Annotated in this window: 19 protein-coding genes; 6 read left to right on the forward strand and 13 right to left on the reverse strand. The window is 59.5% G+C overall.

Features of this window, described 5'->3' with window-relative positions; genetic code table 11:
• The gene (locus QZ862_RS03350) at positions 1–2082 is read left to right on the forward strand and encodes a hypothetical protein (RefSeq protein WP_296097485.1); all 2082 of its coding nucleotides are present in this window, start codon (positions 1–3) and stop codon (positions 2080–2082) included.
• A gap of 1 nt (position 2083) precedes the next feature.
• Complete coding sequence (locus tag QZ862_RS03355) at positions 2084–2506, forward strand: GNAT family N-acetyltransferase (protein ID WP_296097487.1); 423 nt, start codon at positions 2084–2086, stop codon at positions 2504–2506.
• A 55-nt stretch (positions 2507–2561) separates the two neighbouring features.
• Here QZ862_RS03355 and QZ862_RS03360 read toward each other — a convergent pair whose 3' ends face one another.
• Both QZ862_RS03360 and QZ862_RS03365 read right to left on the reverse strand, forming a co-directional pair.
• Positions 2562–3875 (reverse strand): MFS transporter, encoded by a 1314-nt coding sequence (locus QZ862_RS03360; protein ID WP_296078680.1) that lies wholly within the window; start codon positions 3873–3875, stop codon positions 2562–2564.
• Between the two features lie 88 nt (positions 3876–3963).
• Entirely contained in the window at positions 3964–4530 is a 567-nt protein-coding gene (locus QZ862_RS03365) for an N-acetyltransferase (protein WP_296097489.1), read from the reverse strand.
• A gap of 288 nt (positions 4531–4818) precedes the next feature.
• Here QZ862_RS03365 and QZ862_RS03370 point away from each other — a divergent pair, with 288 nt between their 5' ends.
• Positions 4819–5823, forward strand: a complete 1005-nt coding sequence (locus tag QZ862_RS03370) for a glutathione S-transferase family protein (RefSeq protein WP_296097492.1) — start codon at positions 4819–4821, stop codon at positions 5821–5823.
• On the opposite strand, the gene QZ862_RS03375 is transcribed toward QZ862_RS03370, so the two are convergent.
• Positions 5814–6224, reverse strand: coding sequence for an NUDIX domain-containing protein (locus tag QZ862_RS03375; protein WP_296097494.1), 411 nt, complete (start codon positions 6222–6224; stop codon positions 5814–5816). The genes QZ862_RS03370 and QZ862_RS03375 overlap by 10 nt on opposite strands.
• Positions 6225–6410: 186 nt before the next feature.
• On the opposite strand from QZ862_RS03375, the gene QZ862_RS03380 reads away from it, so the two are divergent.
• Complete coding sequence (locus QZ862_RS03380) at positions 6411–7376, forward strand: metallophosphoesterase (RefSeq protein WP_296097618.1); 966 nt, start codon at positions 6411–6413, stop codon at positions 7374–7376.
• A gap of 47 nt (positions 7377–7423) precedes the next feature.
• On the opposite strand, the gene leuA is transcribed toward QZ862_RS03380, so the two are convergent.
• The 3 genes from leuA to QZ862_RS03395 form a co-directional block, all read right to left on the reverse strand.
• Positions 7424–9133, reverse strand: a complete 1710-nt coding sequence (gene leuA, locus QZ862_RS03385; protein ID WP_296097496.1) for a 2-isopropylmalate synthase — start codon at positions 9131–9133, stop codon at positions 7424–7426.
• Positions 9134–9450: 317 nt separating this feature from the next.
• Complete coding sequence (locus QZ862_RS03390) at positions 9451–10647, reverse strand: benzoate/H(+) symporter BenE family transporter (RefSeq protein WP_296097498.1); 1197 nt, start codon at positions 10645–10647, stop codon at positions 9451–9453.
• A 174-nt stretch (positions 10648–10821) separates the two neighbouring features.
• Positions 10822–11403, reverse strand: a complete 582-nt coding sequence (locus QZ862_RS03395; RefSeq protein ID WP_144621303.1) for an ATP-dependent Clp protease proteolytic subunit — start codon at positions 11401–11403, stop codon at positions 10822–10824.
• Between the two features lie 235 nt (positions 11404–11638).
• On the opposite strand from QZ862_RS03395, the gene QZ862_RS03400 reads away from it, so the two are divergent.
• Positions 11639–12229 (forward strand): HupE/UreJ family protein, encoded by a 591-nt coding sequence (locus tag QZ862_RS03400; RefSeq protein ID WP_296097500.1) that lies wholly within the window; start codon positions 11639–11641, stop codon positions 12227–12229.
• 101 nt (positions 12230–12330) lie between these two features.
• On the forward strand, positions 12331–13128 hold the full coding sequence (locus tag QZ862_RS03405) for a DUF2076 domain-containing protein (protein WP_296097501.1): 798 nt from the start codon (positions 12331–12333) through the stop codon (positions 13126–13128).
• A gap of 98 nt (positions 13129–13226) precedes the next feature.
• On the opposite strand, the gene queF is transcribed toward QZ862_RS03405, so the two are convergent.
• From queF to QZ862_RS03440, 7 genes are all read right to left on the reverse strand, one after another.
• Positions 13227–13691 (reverse strand): preQ(1) synthase, encoded by a 465-nt coding sequence (gene queF, locus QZ862_RS03410; protein WP_062426350.1) that lies wholly within the window; start codon positions 13689–13691, stop codon positions 13227–13229.
• 3 nt (positions 13692–13694) lie between these two features.
• Entirely contained in the window at positions 13695–14612 is a 918-nt protein-coding gene (locus QZ862_RS03415) for a cation diffusion facilitator family transporter (protein ID WP_296018002.1), read from the reverse strand.
• Between the two features lie 126 nt (positions 14613–14738).
• Positions 14739–15128: a glyoxalase superfamily protein gene (locus tag QZ862_RS03420; protein ID WP_296097504.1), complete on the reverse strand. Its 390-nt coding sequence runs from the start codon at positions 15126–15128 to the stop codon at positions 14739–14741.
• 73 nt (positions 15129–15201) lie between these two features.
• The gene (locus QZ862_RS03425; protein WP_296097506.1) at positions 15202–15663 is read right to left on the reverse strand and encodes a pyridoxamine 5'-phosphate oxidase family protein; all 462 of its coding nucleotides are present in this window, start codon (positions 15661–15663) and stop codon (positions 15202–15204) included.
• A 99-nt stretch (positions 15664–15762) separates the two neighbouring features.
• Positions 15763–16395: a LysE family translocator gene (locus QZ862_RS03430; protein ID WP_296097509.1), complete on the reverse strand. Its 633-nt coding sequence runs from the start codon at positions 16393–16395 to the stop codon at positions 15763–15765.
• 156 nt (positions 16396–16551) lie between these two features.
• On the reverse strand, positions 16552–17259 hold the full coding sequence (locus QZ862_RS03435; RefSeq protein WP_363315897.1) for a TIGR02117 family protein: 708 nt from the start codon (positions 17257–17259) through the stop codon (positions 16552–16554).
• 60 nt (positions 17260–17319) lie between these two features.
• Complete coding sequence (locus QZ862_RS03440) at positions 17320–19509, reverse strand: anthranilate synthase (protein WP_296097510.1); 2190 nt, start codon at positions 19507–19509, stop codon at positions 17320–17322.
• Positions 19510–19555: the final 46 nt, after the last annotated feature.

Here is a 19555-nt window from a genome sequence, read left to right on the forward strand (position 1 = left end):
ATGACGCTCACCTTCGCCCCCTTCCTGCCCTGGACCGTTATCGCCATTCTGGCCGGCGCGGCACTCGTTCTCGCGATCGCCGGCCTGTTGCGCGGCGTGCGCGGCGCGTGGCTGCGTGGGCTGGCGCTTGCAGCACTGCTACTCGCCATCGCCAATCCGCTGCTCACCAACGAGGAGCGCGAACCGCTCTCCACCATCGTGCCTGTGATCGTCGACCGCTCGCAAAGTCAGGATGTTCAGCAGCGCACCGCGCAAACCGACGAGGCGCTCGCCAATCTCAAGGAGCGTCTTGCCCGCTTTCCCCGCATCGAGCCGCGCATTGTCGAGGTTCGCAATGACGAGAACAGCGATTCGCCCGCCACAAATCTTTTTTCTGCCCTCTCGGCCTCCGTATCGGATGTCTCGCCCTCGCGCGTCGGCGGCGCGATTTTCCTCAGTGACGGCCAGATCCACGACATCCCCAACGCAACCCCGGATATCGAGCAGACGCTCGGCTTCAAGGCGCCTATCCATGGCTTGATCACCGGTCGCGCCGATGAGTTCGACCGCCGCATCGAGGTCGTTCGCGCTCCCCGCTTCGGCATCGTCAATGAGGAGCAGCAGCTGACGCTCCGCGTCTTCGACGAAGGCCGCACGCAAAGTGGGACGGCAAACGTCACCATCAAGATGAATGGCGAGGAGATCGGCAACCTTCAGGTAGTACCCGGTCGTCCGATCCCCTTCAGCTTCAAGGTGCCACGCGGCGGCAACAATGTGATGGAGTTCTCGGTCGCCGAACTGCCGGGCGAAGTCACCACCACCAATAACCGTGCCGTCCACGTTATCGAAGGCATCCGCCAGAACCTGCGCGTGCTTCTTGTTTCCGGCGAACCGCATGCCGGTGAACGTGCCTGGCGCAACCTGTTGAAGTCCGACACCTCCGTCGATCTGGTCCACTTCACCATTCTGCGCCCACCGGAAAAGCAGGATGGCACGCCGATCAACGAGCTGTCGCTGATTGCCTTTCCGACGCGTGAGCTCTTCGTCGAGAAGATCAACGATTTCGATCTGATCATCTTCGACCGCTACCAGCATCGCGGCGTGCTGCCGATCCTCTATTATGATTACATCGCCCAATATGTTGAAAAGGGCGGTGCGTTGCTGATTGCTGCCGGTCCCGAACATGCCGGTCAGGATTCGATTGCGCTGACGCCGCTTGAATCGGTTCTGCCTGCCCAGCCAACCGGTCAGGTGAATCAAGGGGCCTTCTATCCGCGCCTCTCGGACGCCGGAAAGAAGCACCCAGTGACGCGCGGTCTGGAAGGCTCAGGCGATGAGCCGCCCCATTGGGGCCGCTGGTTCCGCACCGTCGGCGTCGAACAGCCGCAGGGTCAGACGGTGATGCTGGGTAGCGGCCAAGATCCGCTTCTGGTGCTGAACCGCCAGGGTGAAGGCCGCGTTGCCATGCTGCTTTCGGACCAGGGCTGGCTCTGGGCGCGCGGCTTCGAAGGCGGCGGTCCGCATGTGGCGCTCTATCGCCGCATCGCCCACTGGCTTATGAAGGAGCCGGAGCTTGAGGAAGAGGCGCTGACCGCGCGCGCCAATGGCCGCATGCTGGAAATTACCCGCCAGACGATCGGCGACAATCCTGGCGAAGCGACAGTGAAGTTCCCATCCGGCAAGACCGAGACGATGGACTTCACCCAGACGGATCCGGGTCTCTACAAGATCGAGCGCCGGATGAATGAGACAGGCCTCTACGAAGTCTCCAATGGCGACTTTACCACGCTTGTCCATGTCGGCGCTGTGGACGCACCGGAATTCAAGGCAATGATCTCCACAACGGATTCGCTGAAACCGTTGGCCGATGCGACGCGTGGCAGTGTCCACCGCGTGGTCGATGTTGCCAATCGCGTCGTCCTGCCGGATATTCTCCCCGTGCGCGGTGAGGTTCGCGTTGCCGATAATGATCGCATGCTGATCCGCATGACGGACGAGACGGTGCTCAAAGGCGTCAACAGCTTGCCGCTGTTTGCCGGCTTTGCTGGTCTCGGCGCCCTGCTGCTCGCCTTCTCCGCTCTCTGGTGGCGCGAAGGCAGATAAGATGCACTACGACATCGAACTGGCCGATGGCACAGACGACAGCGCCAAGGCCGCCATCCTCGCCGCCCTGAAAGGCTACAACCTCCAGCGCTTCGGCCCCGCCGAATGGAAAGAACTGGTCATCGCGCTGAAAGACAATGATGGCGCCGTCATCGGTGGTCTCTCCGGCCACACCGCACGCGGTTGGCTCTACACCGCCCTCCTCTTCATTCCGCAAGAGTTGCGCGGCCAGGGCCTCGGCCCCAAGCTTCTTGGCATGGCCGAGGATGAAGCCCGCAAACGCGGCTGCACCGGCGCTTACATCGACACGATGAGCCCGGACGCGTTGACGCTCTATCAGAAATGCGGGTACGAGATTTTTGGCGCGATTGGAGATTTCGGGCCGGATTACGCCATGACCTATCTGAAGAAATCACTGGTCTGAGGAATTACGCCTGAGCGAGAACACCCGCTCAGGCTGGTCGATGTGCTCACGAGTTTTACGACAGGCTAACCTCACGCGTCTCCGCATTGATCATGGTCGCAGCGATGGCCGCAAGCACCAGAAGCCCGGCAAAGATGCCGACGGCAAATCCGAAGCCTTGCGCAATGGCATAGCCAAGCAACGAAGGTGCCAGCAATCCGCCGAGCCGCGCCATGGCGCCTGCAGCACCCATGCCGGTGGCGCGGGATTCCGTCGGGTAGAGCTCCGGCGTATAGGCGTAGAGCGCGCCCCAGGTGCCGAGAAGCGCAAAGCTCATCAGCAGCAGTGACGTGGCGATCATCGCGCCGGTGGTGGCGAGCGTGAAGAGCAGGCAGCCAAGAGCAGACAGCAGGCAGAAACCGATCAATGTGGGTTTGCGGCCCCATTTTTCCACGCCATAGGCCGCCAGCGCATAGCCGGGGATCTGGGCGAGTGCGACCAGAACCAGAAATCCATAGCCACGCACGAAGCCGAAACCTTCGCCCGCAAGGCGCGCCGGCATCCAGGTGAAGACGCCGTAATAGGAGACCGAGACCAGAAACCAGATGGCCAGGATCATGATGGAGCGCTGGCGAAGTGCTGGCGAAAACAGGCCCTGCCCTTTCGACGCTTCAGACTGCGCAATGCCGGTCCGCTCATCCAGTGTCGCGCGACCATTGGTCTTGAGCATGGAGTTGACGACGACTTTCGCTTCTTCCGAACGACCGGTCCTCAAAAGGTAAAGCGGCGATTCCGGCACGAGGAAACGCAGGCCGATGCCGATCAGCGCGGGAAAGGCGGTGACAGCGAAGATGTAGCGCCACGCATCCTCGACGCCCGAAAGGCTCGCAAGCCATGCGGCAAGGGCCACGACCAGCGTGCCGACCGCCCAGAAGCCCTCCAGCAGAACCAGCCAGCGGCCGCGGTTTTTGGCCGGAAGAAACTCCGCCATCATCGCATAATCTACCGGCAGCGTGCCGCCGACGGCTGCACCCGTCAGGAAGCGCAGCACGAGAAGAATGGTGAAATCCGGCGCGAAGATCGAGAGAATACCGAAGACCGCATCGCAGGCGACGGTGACGATCAACACGCGGCGGCGACCGTAGCGGTCGGCCATGCGGCCGAAGCCGATAGCGCCAAGCAACATTCCGAGGAAGAAGGCGGTGCCGGTCTGCAAGGCCTGCGGGACAGTCAGCCCGAAGGTCGCGGCAATCGAGGCGGCGGTGAAACCCACCGCCAGCACCTGCATGGCATCCGCCGCCCAGACCAGACCGAAGATACCCATCAGCCTGCGCTGATAAGCACCGGCGCCTGCGCGATCCAGCGCATCGTTCATCGTAATCGACGTCATCATCGCCCCCTTGCGACCCGAACTCAATGTGCGGCGCACGTTGCTTAGGTCAGGCGGGCAGTGTCAAGGCGTCAAAGAGCGTTTTGCGTCAACCGACAGCGCGGAGCGGCAGCTCGAAAACAAGCTCTTCCTCCTTTTCTCCGGTCTTGCCGTCGAATGGCTGCCAGCCAATTTCGCCTCTGAGCCGCTGATGAACGTTATGCGCCAGCGGCACCACGAGCACACGGTTCATGTCGACCGGACCTGGAAAATCGAGCGCGCCATAAGCGACCTTCTCGAAACCGAGCGGCATGTAATAGGGCGGATCGCCAATCAGGATGACTGCCTCCGAACCCTTACGCTTGGCGGCGGCAATCGCAATCCGCACCAGTTCACGCCCGATCCCCATATTCTTGTGCGATGGCCGCACCGCCAGCGGTCCCAGCATATGGCCGTTGACCTCACCGGCCCGAACCGGCGTCATCCGCACCGATGCGATGGTCTCGCCATCATCGGCGCAGATGAAGGAGAGCGAACGGTCGTGCGGCCCCTGCTCGCGGATGCGCGCGGCAGCCCGCGTATGCCGGCCAGGACCAAAAGCTTCTGCATTGATAAGTTCGATAACGGCGTCGTGCGACGCGTCCTCGGTGAGGTAGACAAGTTCGTGCTTGGACATGAGGAGACCGGAACGTTGAATACGGACATGACGATGTGTGACGGTGCGCCTGACATTGCCTGACAGGGCAAGAAGAGCGTCAGCGTCGTCGGAGCGTCCGTGGTTCGGTCATAGATCAAAATTTCCTCAGCAATATGAACATCGCGGATATCAGGAAATTATCGCAGGGTCCAGAACAAAAGGCCGCACCGCCGCATTCACGAAGCGAGAACGCATTGTTCATCGATGCGAGGGTTCGCTTTAGCGCCTTCCCATCCTAGAGTGAGCGACGAAACAAGGAGATAGCAGATGGGCATGCTGGTAGACGGCGTTTGGAAGGATGTGTGGTACGACACAAAGGAAACCAAGGGGCACTTCAAACGCAGCGCCTCGCAGTTCCGTAACTGGATCACTGCCGATGGCGAGCCCGGCCCCTCCGGCCAGGGCGGCTTCAAGGCAGAGAAGGACCGTTACCACCTCTACGTCTCGCTTGCCTGTCCCTGGGCGCACCGCACACTTATCTTCCGCAAGCTGAAGAAACTCGAAGACTACATCCCGGTTTCCGTGGTCGATCCGCTGATGCTGGAAAATGGCTGGGAATTCAAGCCTGAGGATGAGCGCGTGCCGGGCGCGACTGAGGATCACCTCTTCGGATCGTCGGCTCTCTGGCAGGTTTATACCAAGGCCGATCCGCACTATTCCGGCCGCGTCACCGTACCGGTGCTCTGGGACAAGCAGCAGAACACCATCGTCTCCAATGAGTCGGCGGAGATTATCCGCATGTTCAACAGCGCCTTCGATGCATTGACCGGATCGGAACTCGATTTCTACCCAGAAGCAAAGCGAGGCGAAATCGATGCGCTCAACGACCTCATCTACGACACCGTCAATAACGGCGTCTACAAGGCGGGCTTCGCCACCACGCAGGACGCCTATCAAGAAAGTGCGACCAAGGTATTCGAGACACTGGATATGCTTGAGGAGCAGCTTTCAAACCAACGCTTCCTTTTGGGCCCGGAACAGACCGAAGCCGATTGGCGGCTGTTCACCACACTGGTGCGTTTCGATCCTGTTTATGTCGGTCACTTCAAGTGCAATATCCGCCGCATTCACGATTACCCGAACCTGACGGGCTATCTGCGAGACCTGTTCCAGACGCCCGGCGTGCCGGAGACGGTGGATATTCGCCACATCAAGGAGCATTATTACCGCAGCCACAAGACGATCAACCCGACCGGCATCGTTCCGGTTGGACCGGAATTGGAGCTCGAAAAGGCCCATGATCGCGCAAGGTTGGCGGGAGGCTACCAGTAATCGTCCGGCAGAGCGTGACCGGATAGATCCGCAAGACGACGACGCGTGGCGGATGTCGTCTCGCCGGGCAGCGCGTCGAGCGGGAAGAACCCGCTCTCGGCAATCTCACGGTCCGCCGCCTTCAAAGCGGTCTGCCTGACAGTCAGGCGATAGAGCAGCACATGGTCGCGGTCGCTGGTGCGATTGTTGAAATAGACATGGACAAGTTGGGGCACAGACGTGGCAACCAGATTGCCCTCTTCCCGGATTTCCTTGTGCAGCGCCTGCAATCCGGTTTCCCCTCGCTCGACACCGCCGCCCGGCATATGCCAGCCGGAAACATAGGTATGCCGCACGAGGAAAATGCGACCCTGATCATCGAAACAGGCGGCGCGCACCCCAAGGGTCATGCCGCGGCGCATAAAAAAGAACCCGTGCACGATCCTTTTGGCGATATTCCGAAACAGCTGCCGGAACCCTTCACTGAGCTTGCGGTTCTCACTCAAAGTTCAACTCTCCGTCAACTTGCCCGGTTGAAGCGCTTATCCCCTTGAAATACCGAGGTTTCGCATTGCACGCCTCAACACGGATACGATATGTCTGACCCCATGTTCAAGCTCGCCCATATTTCTGACGTTCATCTCGGGCCATTGCCCAAGCTCACTTTCCGCGAACTGGCCTCCAAGCGCATCACCGGCTTTGTGAACTGGCGGCTCAACCGCCGCAAGCATCTTTTCACCGATACGCTGGAGCGTTTGGTGGACGATATGGAAACCAAGGCGCCCGATCACGTCGCAATTACTGGCGACCTCGTCAATCTCGCCACCGGCATCGAAATCCGCGCCGCCGCCGACTGGCTGGAGGAAGTGGGCGATCCGCTGAAAGTCTCGGTCGTACCCGGCAACCACGACGCCTATGTTCCCGGCGCGCACGACAAGGCGATGGCCGCCTGGTATCCTTATGTGCGCGGCGATGGCGATGCGGATAGCTGGAACGAGGACCTGAAGATTTTCCCCTATATGCGGGTTCGCGGCCCTGTGGCGCTCATCGGCTGCTCCACCTCCATCGCCACACCACCCTTTTCCGCGACGGGCTATTTCGGCCGTCGCCAGGCACGCGCCACGGCGGATCTGCTGAAAAAGGCCGGTGAACAAGGCCTGTTCCGCGTGGTGATGATCCATCATCCGCCGGTGCGCGGCGCTGCCGCGACCCATAAACGCATGATTGGCATCCGCCGCTTTGCCGCAGCACTTGGTACCGGTGGCGCAGAACTCGTGCTGCATGGCCACACCCACCTCAACACGGTCTACTGGCTGAGCACCCATCGGGGTCAGGACCACATCCCCGTCGTCGGCATTGCCTCCGCAAGCCAGGGACCAGGAGCAGAAAAGCCGCGCGCCGGCTATAACCTCTTCAATATCTCCGGCGGCCCCGGAAAATGGGACGTGACCTGCGAACGTTTCAGCCTCAACGAGAAATCGACTGGCATCGAGCTGGAAGACATTCGCGTCTTCTACCACAATGGCCGCCCCCTGGGCTTCGGCAACCCGGTGGAGCAGGCACCGGAGGAGTAGGCTTCCTCCGGCTTTTCCTCGTTACAGAGTGAGGCGAAGTACCAGCCTTAATTCGCCCGCTCTTCCAACACGCGGTTGGCGGCAGACACGATTGCCTCCAGCGAAGCACCCACGATGTTGGTGTTAATACCCGCGCCGAAGAGCTTGCCGCCCGGGTGCTCCATTTCCACATAGGCGATGGCCGATGCGTTGGAGCCGTGCTGCAGCGAGTGTTCGGAATAATCGTTCACCGACAGATCGATGCCGAGATAGGTGGACAGCGCGTTGATGAAGCCATCGATCGGACCCGTTCCCTTGCCCTCGATCCGCTTCACCTCGCCCTTGTCCATGATTTCGGCGGCCACGACGCGCACGCCCTTGAAATCGCCTGCCGGATAGGTGTGGTGATCGACGAATTTCAGGCGTGCATTGGACTGCGTCACATAGCGCTCCATGAAGCGTTCATAGATGCGCTTGGCTGGCAGTTCCACGCCTTCCTCATCGGTGATGCGCTGAATGTCCTCGCGGAATTCCACCTGCAGATTGCGCGGCAGGTTGAGGCCGTAATCCTCCTGCAGGATATATGCGATGCCGCCCTTGCCGGACTGCGAGTTGATACGGATGATCGCCTCGTAGGAACGTCCGACATCCTTCGGGTCGATCGGCAGATAGGGCACTTCCCAGACCGGGTGATTGGCAACCTTGATCGCCTTCATGCCCTTGTTGATCGCATCCTGATGCGAGCCGGAGAAGGCGGTGTAGACCAGCTCGCCGACATAAGGGTGCCGCTCAGGGATCGTCATTTCGTTGGAATATTCGTAGACGGCCTTGATGCGCTCGATATCGGTGCAATCCAGTTCCGGGTCCACACCTTGGGTATACATGTTCAGTGCCAGTGTTACCACGTCCACATTGCCTGTGCGCTCGCCATTGCCGAACAGCGTGCCTTCCACGCGGTCGGCGCCGGCCATCAGGCCGAGTTCGGTGGCCGCGATACCCGTGCCGCGGTCGTTATGCGGATGCAGCGAAATGATGACGTTTTCGCGGTTGTCGATGTTGCGGCACATCCACTCGATCTGGTCGGCATAAATGTTCGGCGTTGCCATTTCCACGGTGGAGGGCAGGTTCAGGATCAGCTTGTTGTCGGCCGTCGGCTTCACCACGTCGATCACCGCGTTGCAGATCTCCAGCGCAACTTCCAGCTCCGTGCCGGTAAAGCTTTCCGGCGAATATTCGAAGCGATAACCGCCGCCAGCCTTTGCCGCCATGTCGGTGATCATCTTCGCCGCATCGACGGCTATCTGCTTGATGCCGTGGACGTCCTTGCCAAATACAACGCGGCGCTGCAATTCGCTGGTGGAGTTGTAGAAATGGATGATCGGGTTCTTGGCGCCTTCCAGCGCCTCGAAGGTGCGGGTGATCAGTTCCGGGCGGCACTGCACCAGGACCTGCAGCGACACGTCATCGGGTACATTGCCCTCTTCCACGCACCAGCGGGCGAAGTCGAAATCCGTCTGCGAGGCGGACGGGAAGCCGATCTCGATTTCCTTGAAGCCCATGTCCAACAGCAGCTTGAACATGCGTGCCTTACGGTCATGACCCATCGGATTGACCAGCGACTGGTTGCCGTCACGCAAATCCACCGAACACCAGATCGGCGCTTTCTCGATGGTTTTGCTTGGCCATGTGCGATCGGGAATGTTGATGGTGGGATAGGGGCGATATTTGACGCCGGCTTCAGGCATGCCCTTGGAAATGGTGTTTGTCTTCGCGTCCATCGTTTTGCTCCTTCAAGCATCCGCGGGCTGATAAGCCACTGGCAGATGCCGTGCCCTTGGTCGGGCCTTAAATCCAGAATGAAATGAGATTTCGAGTTGAGGAGCATTGGCACCAGCGGGCTTTCGGCCGCCGGGCGCTCCTCACTGGACCCGGCAACCGCGTGTAAGGTCGAGGCTAAGAAGCGAGAGTGCACCGCACGGCGAAGCATTCGCAGAAATCTGCGCGCTCATGCCGGAAAAGGTCTCGGTGCAATTGGTCATGCATTTTCTATAAACAGCGGTTTTTGATCTGACAAGTAATCTTCTGCCGTCACCCGTCATTTTAGAGAACGCGCTCTTATAGCGACCACCGCCCGCTGAAGCGCCATCATCAACCCTCCGCCAAGCAGTCCCCAGAAAGCGCCGGAGATTCCCGCGAAGGACAGCCCGGACGCTGTCACGAGAAATGTGATCGCTGCCGCTTCGCGTGTTTCCGGCTCCTTGAAGGCCGCAACAGCCGAGCCGGAAAAGGCACCGACGAGTGCGAGCCCCGCCACCGCCTGGATAAGAATGGGCGGCGCCAGCGCAACGAAAGCGGTGACGACACCGGCCAGCAGGCCAAGGATGATGTAGCCGACACCGCCAATGATTGCCGCCCAATAGCGACGCCTCGGGTCTGAATGGGCATCCTCGCCCGCACACATCGCAGCGGTGATCGCCGCAAGGTTCACCGCATGGCCACCAAAGGGTGCCGAAAGAATTGAGAAGAAGCCTGTCGTGGCAAAGAGTGGTCCGGGCTGCGGATCATAATGATTGACCTTCAGCACCGCGATGCCGGGGATGTTTTGCGATGCCATGGTAACGATGAAGAGCGGCAATGCGATCGAGACGACCGCATGCAGGCTGAATATCGGCGTGACCCACTCCATAGGCGGCGTCAGGGACTGCGCCAGCGTGTCGAAAGCGCCGGCCGGGATGTCCACACCGAAGATCATCACCAGCACGAAGGCCAAAAGCGCTGCAGGCACCGCGAAAAGTCGTTTGAAGGCCCCTACGACGATCCAGGCCAGAATGATCGGGAGGCCGAGCGCCGGATTGAAACCAATCGCCTTGATCGGTGCAAAGCAGAGACCAATGATGACGCCGGAGAGCATGGCATTGGCAAGCGGTGCCGGAATGGAGGCCACTGCCCGACCGAGCGGCTTGAACAAGCCTGCGATGATGATGAACGCGGCACAGATGATGAAAGCACCCACCGCTGCCGGAAAGCCGCCTTCGATGACACCCGTCGTCGCCAGAAGTGCAGCACCCGGCGTGGACCATGCAATGCTGACCGGCAGTCTCGTCGCAACCGACAACACGATGGCGCAAAGCCCCATGGAGACGGACAGCGCCATCAGCCCCGATGCCGCCTCGAAATCCGTTGCGCCGACAGCCTTCAAGCCCTGCAGCACCACAGCGAAAGAGCTGGCAAAGCCTACAAAGGCCGTGAGGCAACCCATGAACAGGGCCTGGAGGGAGAAATCTTTGAACATGGCCTACCCGGATAATATTTCACGTAGAGGCTGACCAAAAAACGCAGAGTCGTGCAAGGCCGTTGCAGCCAATCCGAGTACCTTCCGGCACTCTCGTTTGAACACAAAGCAAAAGCCCGCGCCAGCTTTCACCGGCACGGGCTTTCAATTCAAATCAATACGTCGCGAAGTCCGTCAGACTTCCGACTGGTGCTCGACGATCTTGCCGACGAGACCGTAGGAGACGGCATCATCTGCGCCGAGCCAGTAGTCGCGATCGATGTCCTTGGCGATCTTTTCTTCCGTCTGGCCAGTGGCCTTGGAGAAGATCTTGATCAGGCGCTGGTTCATCTTGATGATTTCGCGAGCCTGGATTTCGATATCGGAAGCCATGCCGCGCGTGCCACCGGAGGGTTGGTGCAGAAGGAAGCGGGTGTTGGGCAGGCAGAGGCGACGTTCCTTCGGCACCGATACGTAGATCAGCGCACCAGCAGATGCGACCCAGCCCGTGCCGATGATATAGACCTTCGGCTTGATGAACTTGATCATGTCGTGGATGCTGTCGCCGGACTCGACGTGGCCGCCTGGCGAATTGACGTAGACGCGGATGTCGTCATCGCTTGCAGCAGCAAGGGCGACAAGCTGCGTGCAGACCTTCTGCGCCAGTTCCTGGGTAATCCCGCCATAAATGAAGATCGAACGCGACTTGAAAAGATTCGCTTCCGTTTCTTTACCGATCGGCAGTTCCTTGCTCTTGTCGTCTTCTTCTTCGTTCATACGGACGGTCTCCAACATAATTCATTGCCTATCGGACATAGTGTGATTTGTGTCGTAAAACAATGAGCGAAAAAGACAAGGCGCGGAACTGCTTAATAAAAGCGCTCAATCGGCTGACCCCCGGCAAATGCCGCATGGACAGGCTCTCACCGATTGACATATCGTTGGCATCGAAGGTGATGTCGTGTTCCCAAGAACGGCAGGCACCGGACCAGCCAAATTCGAAGAGGGAACGATGCTGAAAAGACTTATTCTCGCCGGAGCCAGCCTTGGCGCCACCGCCCTGCCCGCTTTTGCCCACCTGAACCCGGAAGAGCACGGCTCCTTCATGGCCGGCGTGTCGCATCCGCTTTTCGGCGCAGACCATATCCTTGCCATGGTCGCCGTTGGCCTGTGGGCATCGCAGATCGCCATGAGTGAGGACCGCAAAAACGCATTATGGGCCGTTCCGGCAGCCTTCGTCAGCACCATGGCAGTGGGCTTCTTCCTCGCCGTCTACGGCGTTGGCCTGCCCTTCGTCGAGCCTGCCATCCTCGCCTCCGTCATCGGCCTTGGCCTCCTGGTGGCCATCGCTGCCAAGCTTCCGACCGTAGCGGCAGCAGCCATCGTCGGTGTTTTCGCACTCTTCCACGGTCACGCGCATGGTGGCGAGCTTGGAACGGCGGGCGCGCTGCAGTTCGGCATCGGCTTCATGATCGCAACCGCGCTCCTGCACCTTGCCGGCGTGGCCCTTGGTCTGGGCGTCTCGCGCTTCGGTTCCACCGCAGCCCGTATCGCGGGCGCCCTGACGGCGCTTGCCGGTCTCTCTCTCGCTTTCGGCGGATGAGGTATCGGATTACAGAAATGTAAGAAATCGGGGCTTTGAAAAATCCGATTTGAACTCTACCTCCTTGGTATGCGTTTCTCGACATGCCAAGGAGGCAAGAGATGTCACCAGAAGAAACCCAACTGCTCAAGGGCCTGTTCGACAGGATCAGGACCGCATCGTCCACCGCCCGTGACCCGGAAGCCGAAGCACTGATCGACCAGTCGGTCCGGGATCAGCCGCATGCACCCTATTACCTCGCACAGGCCGTCATCGTGCAGGAAAAGGGCCTGGAAGCCGCAGCCGCCCACATCAAGCAGCTTGAAGAGCGTATCCACCAGCTCGAATCCGGCGCCGGCGACCAGCAGCGCGGCACCCAGGGCGGTTTTCTGAGCTCCATATTCGGCACCAACCAGCCGCAGGCGCCCGCTCCTGCACCAACCCCACAGCCGCCACAACCGCAGTCGACCTACCGCAACGACATGTCCGGGCAGACCGCTGGACCCTGGGGTAGAAGTCAGGATGCGCAGCAGCCGAGCGGTCCGTGGAGCCAGCAGGCCTCCGGCTTCGGACGCGCCGGTGGCGGAGGCGGAGGATTCCTCCAGGGTGCGCTTGGCACTGCAGCGGGCGTGGCCGGCGGCATGCTGCTCGCCAATTCGTTAAGCGGCATTTTCTCCAACCACATGGCCTCATCCGGCTGGGGCTCGCCATTTTCCGGCGGCAACCCGGTTGGCAATGCGCCGGTCGAAGAAACCGTGATCAACAATTATTACGGCGACGACCCACAGCAGGCCAACGCCGATAACAACGACAATGACGTCCAGCAGGCGGACTATACGCCGGACGACAACGACACGAGTTATGACGATAGCAGCAACGACATGGACTTCGACTCAGGCGACGATAGCTCTTTCGTCTGAGCCTTTATGATGCCTGTGCCAGAACTCCCGTAGCCTAACAATCCGAAGCGTAGAAGCCACGATTTCTAGGTAACCAACGGAGATTCCTGGATAGGCTGTCAGCCGCGACCACGGTAGGTCGCCACCCCTTGATCCGGCAGCCAGACGCCTTCGGGCGCTGGCCCGGTCTGCCAGAACACATCGATGGGAATGCCGCCGCGCGGATACCAGTAAGCGCCGATGCGCAGCCACTTGGGCGCCAGCAGGTCGACGAGGCGCTTGGCGATATAGATCGAGCAATCCTCGTGAAATGCGCCGTGATTGCGGAAGGAATGCAGAAAGAGCTTCAGAGACTTCGATTCCACAAGGAAATCACCCGGGATGTAATCGATGACGATATGGGCAAAATCCGGCTGTCCCGTCATCGGGCAGAGCGAGGTGAATTCCGGCGCAGTGAAGCGCACGACGTAATCCGTTCCCGCATTGCCGTTCGGGACGCGCTCCAGAACGGCACTTTCTGGATTTTCAGGGGCCGCGACCTGCGCGCCCAGCTGGGACAGGCCGGAAACATCCGTCACTGACATGGCTTAAACTCCTGGTTCTAACACATTGACGCGGACGCCATGGGCCTGTTCGCTTTCAGGCTCGACGTGAATGGCAAGCGTGGCGCCGGGTATCACGCCCCTTATGGCATCTTCAAGGCGATCGCAAATCTCATGCGCCGCGCCCACCGACATGCTGGCGGGCACGACGACGTGAAAATCGATGAAAGCCGCCGCCCCTGCCCTGCGGGTCTTCAAGTCATGCACATTGAGCACGCCAGCGGAATTTTCCGCGATCGCCTTCTTGATCGCCTCGTCCTCCTCCGGCTCCACCGCCTTGTCCATCAGCCCGCCGAGCGAATGGAGAATGACCTTGGAGCCCTGGATGAGAATATTGATGGCAACCAAAATGGCGAGCAGCGGGTCGAGGATCGCATAGCCCGTGACGATCGCCAGCACGAGGCCAATCAGGACACCGATCGAAGTCACGACATCCGACATGATGTGATGACCATCGGCCGTTAGCGCAGGCGAAGCGTGTTTGCGACCAACGCGGATAAGAATGGTTGCCCAGACGGCATTCAGCCCGCCCGCAAAGGCGTTGATCGCCAGACCCAGCACCGGCGCCTCTGGCAAGCGCGGCTCGAACAATCCGCCCCAGGCTTCCTTGACGATCAGGAGAGCGGCCACGACGATCAACACACCTTCGACCACGGCAGATATATATTCTGCCTTGTGATGGCCGAACTGGTGATCGTCATCTGCGGGCTTTTGCGCATAACGGATGACGAAATAGGCAATGAAGGCCGCAACCACATTGACGGTCGACTCCAGACCGTCGGACAAAAGCGCGACCGAGCCGGTCACCCACCATGCCGAAAGTTTCAGTCCGAGGACGAGAAACGAAAACGGAATGCCCCAGAAAGCCAGCTTTCGGACGAGAGCGTTACCTTCAGCATTCATGACGAAACCCCGTGCAGATGCAAACGAATTGCAGAAATGGCCCTTAAAACGCACGAACCGCCCGCACGAGGGTTCGTGCAGGCGGTTCGCTGTTGGCGCGTTCTATGATTTAATCTGACCGCAGGGTCAAGCGCTTTTCGCCTCTTGCCGCTCGCAGAAGCGGATGCGGTTGGCGAAAGGATCGGTCACCTCCATCTGCAGTCCCCAGGGCAGCGGCTCGATGCCGGGCTTCATGTAGGTGTAATCTTTCGCCGCAAGCTCGCGCTGATAGGCTTCCACACCGACAGTCTCGACAAACACGGTCGAACCAGGCGTCGCATCGCCATGATGCCCGCTTAGATGAAGGACGAGGCCTGCACGCGAGACCTGCATGTAGAGCGGAAAATTATCGCCAAAGCGATGCTCCCAATCCACCGAAAACCCGAGGAAATCGATATAGAACTCACGCGCCTTGGCCTCGTCGAAGATGCGCAGGATGGGGCAGACGCGGGTGAAGGATGGTTTGTCGCTCGACATGAAAACTCACTTTCCGAACATCAAAACGCTTGCTTGATCGAGGCGCGCGGACACATCTGCCAGCCGGGCCAGATCAGATGGGCTCGACACCATAGGCTTGATAGGCGCTAGCCATCCTCTCGCCTTCGGTTCGATCCGGGAAAAGCCGATAGCTTGGTGCCAGGATACGGGAAACCTTCTCCATCTGGATGGAGATAATATGGCGGATGGGAAAATCATCGCCCCCCATTTGCAACAACCGCGCGCCAACAGTGGAAAAATCAATGTCGTCTGGCCCGATAATCACAGCCTGGCCCGTCACTTTGAAGCCACGCTGGCGAAAGACGTCGATGAAGCTGACGCATACCGCAGGGTGCGCGCGGATATTTCGAACAGTATTACTGAAGGCAATGTCAGCCACGACGATACGATCGTCACCATAGGAGGAAGAGATTTCCTTCGGCGTGACATTGGGCGTCCCATCGGCATCGACCGTTGCCAGCCAGCATAAAACCGAGTTGGCGATATCGGTTCTCATCGCGTCATTGATCTGCAAATTTTGCCTTGCTCCATTCACGATGGGGCTCCGATGTCAGGCTGGCTGAAATGGATTGCCACCTGTCGGCTTCGATCCGACCGCCATCTGCCGCGCTCGCTAAACCCTGCTGAGCAGCAGTTTGATGCCTGCAAAACCAAAGAACAGCGCCAGCGTCACCTCAATGGAACGCTTGGCTTTCTGATAAATCCGGATTGCGGGTGCCGTTGAAAATAGCAGGGCATAACCGCAGAAGATCACGAGGCCGAGCAACGCGCACCCGCAGATAATCGCTGCAAGCGTTGCAGGCCCGGCGCCGGGTTTGAGGCCAAGCGACATGATGGCGAGCCACCCCAGAACCGCCTTCGGATTGGTGAGGTGCAGCAGCAGGCCACGGCGATAAAGCTTGCCATAATCCGCCCTGCTGCTGGTCGCAATGCCGGGCTCAGCCTGCGGAGCCTTGGCAAAGGCAGACCGTGCGGATTTGTAGGCGAGATAAAGCAGATAGAAGCCACCGGCGATCTTGATGACGAAGAGCGCATTGGCATAGGTGGCGAGCACAGCTGATAGCCCCGTCGCGGCAATAGCCGCCCAGGTGAGAGAGCCCGTCATGACCCCAAGCGCGAGCACGATGGCCGGCGCCCTGCCCTGGCTCATAGCGATCGCCATGATCGTCATATTGCTCGGACCTGGGCTCGCAACTGCGATGATATAGGCGACATAGACGATCAGCAGTTGGTGCAAGTCGAGCATTTGTTGGACTTTCTCTGCGCAGGGCTTTTGTGGCGCTATGTCATCCGAGCGATGGGGCCGTGTCAATTCGCGGGGAGACGAAGTGTTGCGGCGGAGATGTCGTTCAGGACCGAGGGATATAAGCCACAGAATTCACCGGCTCGACTGTCGCTATCGCTATCTGCCAACCGGAAGAAACCCTGCGGAAAAGACGCCCGCATCATTATGCAACCGCAAAGACGCCGTCAGAAGGCGCGGCAAGGGCGTCCACAAACCGGTGCTCACGCCCGCCTGTCGAAGCGCGGCAGCCGTCCAGATATTGCAGCCCACCAGCACATTGAACCAACCTTCGGCTTCGAAAAACGCATCGTCCTTGCCGTAGGACTCGCCGGGAAGCGGGACCTGCTCGCCATCCGCCTTTGAGAAGCTCGCGGCAATGAAATCGATGAGTCTTTCATATCCCGCAGCAGACAGATCAACAGGCAAGACGCTGGGGTCGGCAAGAGCGATATCGCCAGCCAGCGCCACATGCATGGCCGAACGGTCAAGGGTAAGGCTCTTCAACACAGGCATCGGTCGCAGATCGGCCCATGTGGGTGTCTGGGTATAGAATGCCCGCCCGCCCCAACCGAAGACGATGTAGCGAAGACCAGGATGATCGATCTCGAGATCGGCATCGCGCAGAAAGGCAAAGCGCGACAACAACTCCGCATCCGCCGGCACCGCGATATCGGTGTGGATGGGGTTGCTGAGAACCAGGATACGGCGGGACGTCTCGCCGGTGGTGGCCTCACTGTGCGTAAGTGGTCTCGGCACAGCTACGCCAAGCGCAATGCCGATGAAGCCCAGCAAGAAAACCAGAAATATATATTTTAGGACTTTCACCAGCGCTCACGCAAAGCAGGAGACATGGCGGCGTCCAAAGACGCCGCCAAGGATTTGTAATCAGGCAGCCTTGGTCTTTGCCTTGCGCACCAGATGCGTCACCACGTTCTCAATCATCCGCATGCCAGCATCGCCGCCGAGCGTCATGATCGATTCCGGGTGGAACTGCACCGCCGCGACCGGCTCCTTCGTGTGCTCGATCCCCATGATCGTGCCGTCTTCGCTTTCCGCCGTGATCATGAAATCGCGGTGAAGCGTAGCAGGGTCGGCAAAGATGGAGTGGTAGCGACCGACCGTTACTTCGCGGCCAAGGCCGGAGAAGACGAGACCGGGTTCCAGCACGCGGATGCGCGAGGGCTTGCCGTGCATGGGAATTGCCAGTTGGCGCAACTCGCCCCCATAGGCTTCCGCCAGCGCCTGAAGCCCGAGGCACACGCCGAAGATCGGCAGATCGCGAGAACGGGCAGCCTTGATCGTCGCCTTGCAATCGAAATCGCTGGGGTTGCCAGGTCCAGGCGACAGAACCACGAGATCCGGCTGGAAGCGCTCGAAAATTTCTGCCGGAACGGGCGTGCGTACGGTGGATACCGTTGCACCCGTCTGGCGGAAATAGTTGGCGAGCGTATGCACGAAGCTGTCTTCGTGATCCACCAGCAGGATTTTCACACCGGTTCCGACCTTTGCGGCATCACGCTTGCCGGCGGTGGAGTTCTGGGCTTTCGCATCGCGAATGGCTGCAATCATGGCCGATGCCTTCAGTTCGGTTTCCGCTTCTTCTTCCTGTGGAATGGAATCGTTCAAAAGCGTCGCCCCTGCTCTGACTTCTGCAATCCCATCCTTGATGCGGATGGTGCGCAGCGTCAGTCCGGTGTTCATGTCGCCATTGAAGCCGACCATGCCGATGGCGCCACCGTACCATGCGCGCGGGCTCTTTTCATGCTTCTCGATGAACCGCATGGCCCAGAGTTTTGGCGCACCGGTGACGGTTACAGCCCAGGCATGGGACAGGAAGCCATCGAAGGCATCCATATCGTCGCGCAGACGGCCTTCGATATGGTCCACCGTGTGGATGAGGCGTGAATACATCTCGATCTGGCGGCGGCCAATGACCTTGACCGAGCCCGGCTCGCAGACGCGGCTCTTGTCGTTGCGGTCCACATCCGAACACATGGTCAGTTCGGACTCATCCTTCTTCGAGTTCAGTAGCTTGAGGATCTGTTCGCTATCGGCAATCGGGTCGTCGCCGCGCTTGATGGTGCCGGAAATCGGGCAGGTCTCGATACGGCGTCCGGAGACGCGCACGAACATTTCCGGCGAGGCGCCGACCAGATATTCCTGATGGCCGAGATTGATGAAGAAGGAATAGGGCGACGGATTGATCGCCTTCAGGCGACGGGAAATGGCCGATGGATTGCTGTCGCAGCGCTCCATGAACTTCTGGCCCGGCACTACTTCGAAAAGGTCGCCACGGCGGAAGCTTTCCTTCGCCTTCACCACCAGTTCGGAATATTCGCCAGGATGATGGTCGCCACGCGGCGGGATCGTGTCGGTTGTCTTGAACGGCTCCTGCGCGGTCTCTTCCGACTTGCCGAGTGTGGTCACACCGGCCTTTTCGAAATCGTAGCGATCAATCCAGGCCTTGGCGGAATAGTGATCCACCACCAGAATTTCATCCGGCAGGAAGAGAACCATATCGCGTTGATCTTCCGGGCGTTGCAGCGACAGCTTGATGGCGTCAAACTGGAAGGCAAGATCGTAACCGAAGGCGCCGAAAAGCCCAATGGCGGAATCCGCGCTGGAATAGAACAGATCGACAATGGCGCGCAGCGGCGAAAAGACCGTCGGGATCTTGGAACGCTCTTCCTCGGTAAAGACACGGTCCGGCTCATTGACCATGAGATCGAGACGGCGAGCCGTCAATGCACCCAGCGTCAGATCCGGTGTTTCCTTGAGCTTGTCTGCAATAAAGGACAGCAACACTTCGCCGCGACCATTATAAGCCTCGATCCACATCTTGCGGCCGAAGGAGGAAATGCCAAGCGGCGGATCGATGATCGCGGTATCCCAACGGGTATAGCGGCCAGGATATTCGTAATTGGATGAGAAGACCGCGCCGCGACGGGAATCAAGACCGTCGACATAGCCGTCGATCGCGCTGGCATAATCGGCGGCGCGACGCGTGCGCGAGACCTTGATGCCGCCCTTGGTCTGGTAGGTTTCCGAACCGTCATCCTGAGTGATTGTAACCATTTTACTTGCAGTTCCCGTTTTTTAGACCCGTTGATGACCGGCGGCA

Origin of the sequence: uncultured Agrobacterium sp. (genome assembly GCA_913777615.1) — a bacterium.
Classification (GTDB): Bacteria; Pseudomonadota; Alphaproteobacteria; order Rhizobiales; family Rhizobiaceae; genus Agrobacterium.

Coding starts and splice junctions, on each gene's coding strand:
- QZ862_RS03380 (WP_296097618.1), top strand. CDS start 6,411: ATGTTCAAGCTCGCCCATATTTCTGACGTTCATCTCGGGCCATTGCCC.
- leuA (WP_296097496.1), bottom strand. CDS start 9,133: ATGGACGCGAAGACAAACACCATTTCCAAGGGCATGCCTGAAGCCGGC.
- QZ862_RS03405 (WP_296097501.1), top strand. CDS start 12,331: ATGTCACCAGAAGAAACCCAACTGCTCAAGGGCCTGTTCGACAGGATC.
- QZ862_RS03400 (WP_296097500.1), top strand. CDS start 11,639: ATGCTGAAAAGACTTATTCTCGCCGGAGCCAGCCTTGGCGCCACCGCC.
- queF (WP_062426350.1), bottom strand. CDS start 13,691: ATGTCAGTGACGGATGTTTCCGGCCTGTCCCAGCTGGGCGCGCAGGTC.
- QZ862_RS03365 (WP_296097489.1), bottom strand. CDS start 4,530: ATGTCCAAGCACGAACTTGTCTACCTCACCGAGGACGCGTCGCACGAC.
- QZ862_RS03370 (WP_296097492.1), top strand. CDS start 4,819: ATGGGCATGCTGGTAGACGGCGTTTGGAAGGATGTGTGGTACGACACA.
- QZ862_RS03420 (WP_296097504.1), bottom strand. CDS start 15,128: ATGTCGAGCGACAAACCATCCTTCACCCGCGTCTGCCCCATCCTGCGC.
- QZ862_RS03395 (WP_144621303.1), bottom strand. CDS start 11,403: ATGAACGAAGAAGAAGACGACAAGAGCAAGGAACTGCCGATCGGTAAA.
- QZ862_RS03360 (WP_296078680.1), bottom strand. CDS start 3,875: ATGACGTCGATTACGATGAACGATGCGCTGGATCGCGCAGGCGCCGGT.
- QZ862_RS03350 (WP_296097485.1), top strand. CDS start 1: ATGACGCTCACCTTCGCCCCCTTCCTGCCCTGGACCGTTATCGCCATT.
- QZ862_RS03390 (WP_296097498.1), bottom strand. CDS start 10,647: ATGTTCAAAGATTTCTCCCTCCAGGCCCTGTTCATGGGTTGCCTCACG.
- QZ862_RS03375 (WP_296097494.1), bottom strand. CDS start 6,224: ATGCGCCGCGGCATGACCCTTGGGGTGCGCGCCGCCTGTTTCGATGAT.
- QZ862_RS03440 (WP_296097510.1), bottom strand. CDS start 19,509: ATGGTTACAATCACTCAGGATGACGGTTCGGAAACCTACCAGACCAAG.
- QZ862_RS03415 (WP_296018002.1), bottom strand. CDS start 14,612: ATGAATGCTGAAGGTAACGCTCTCGTCCGAAAGCTGGCTTTCTGGGGC.
- QZ862_RS03355 (WP_296097487.1), top strand. CDS start 2,084: ATGCACTACGACATCGAACTGGCCGATGGCACAGACGACAGCGCCAAG.
- QZ862_RS03430 (WP_296097509.1), bottom strand. CDS start 16,395: ATGCTCGACTTGCACCAACTGCTGATCGTCTATGTCGCCTATATCATC.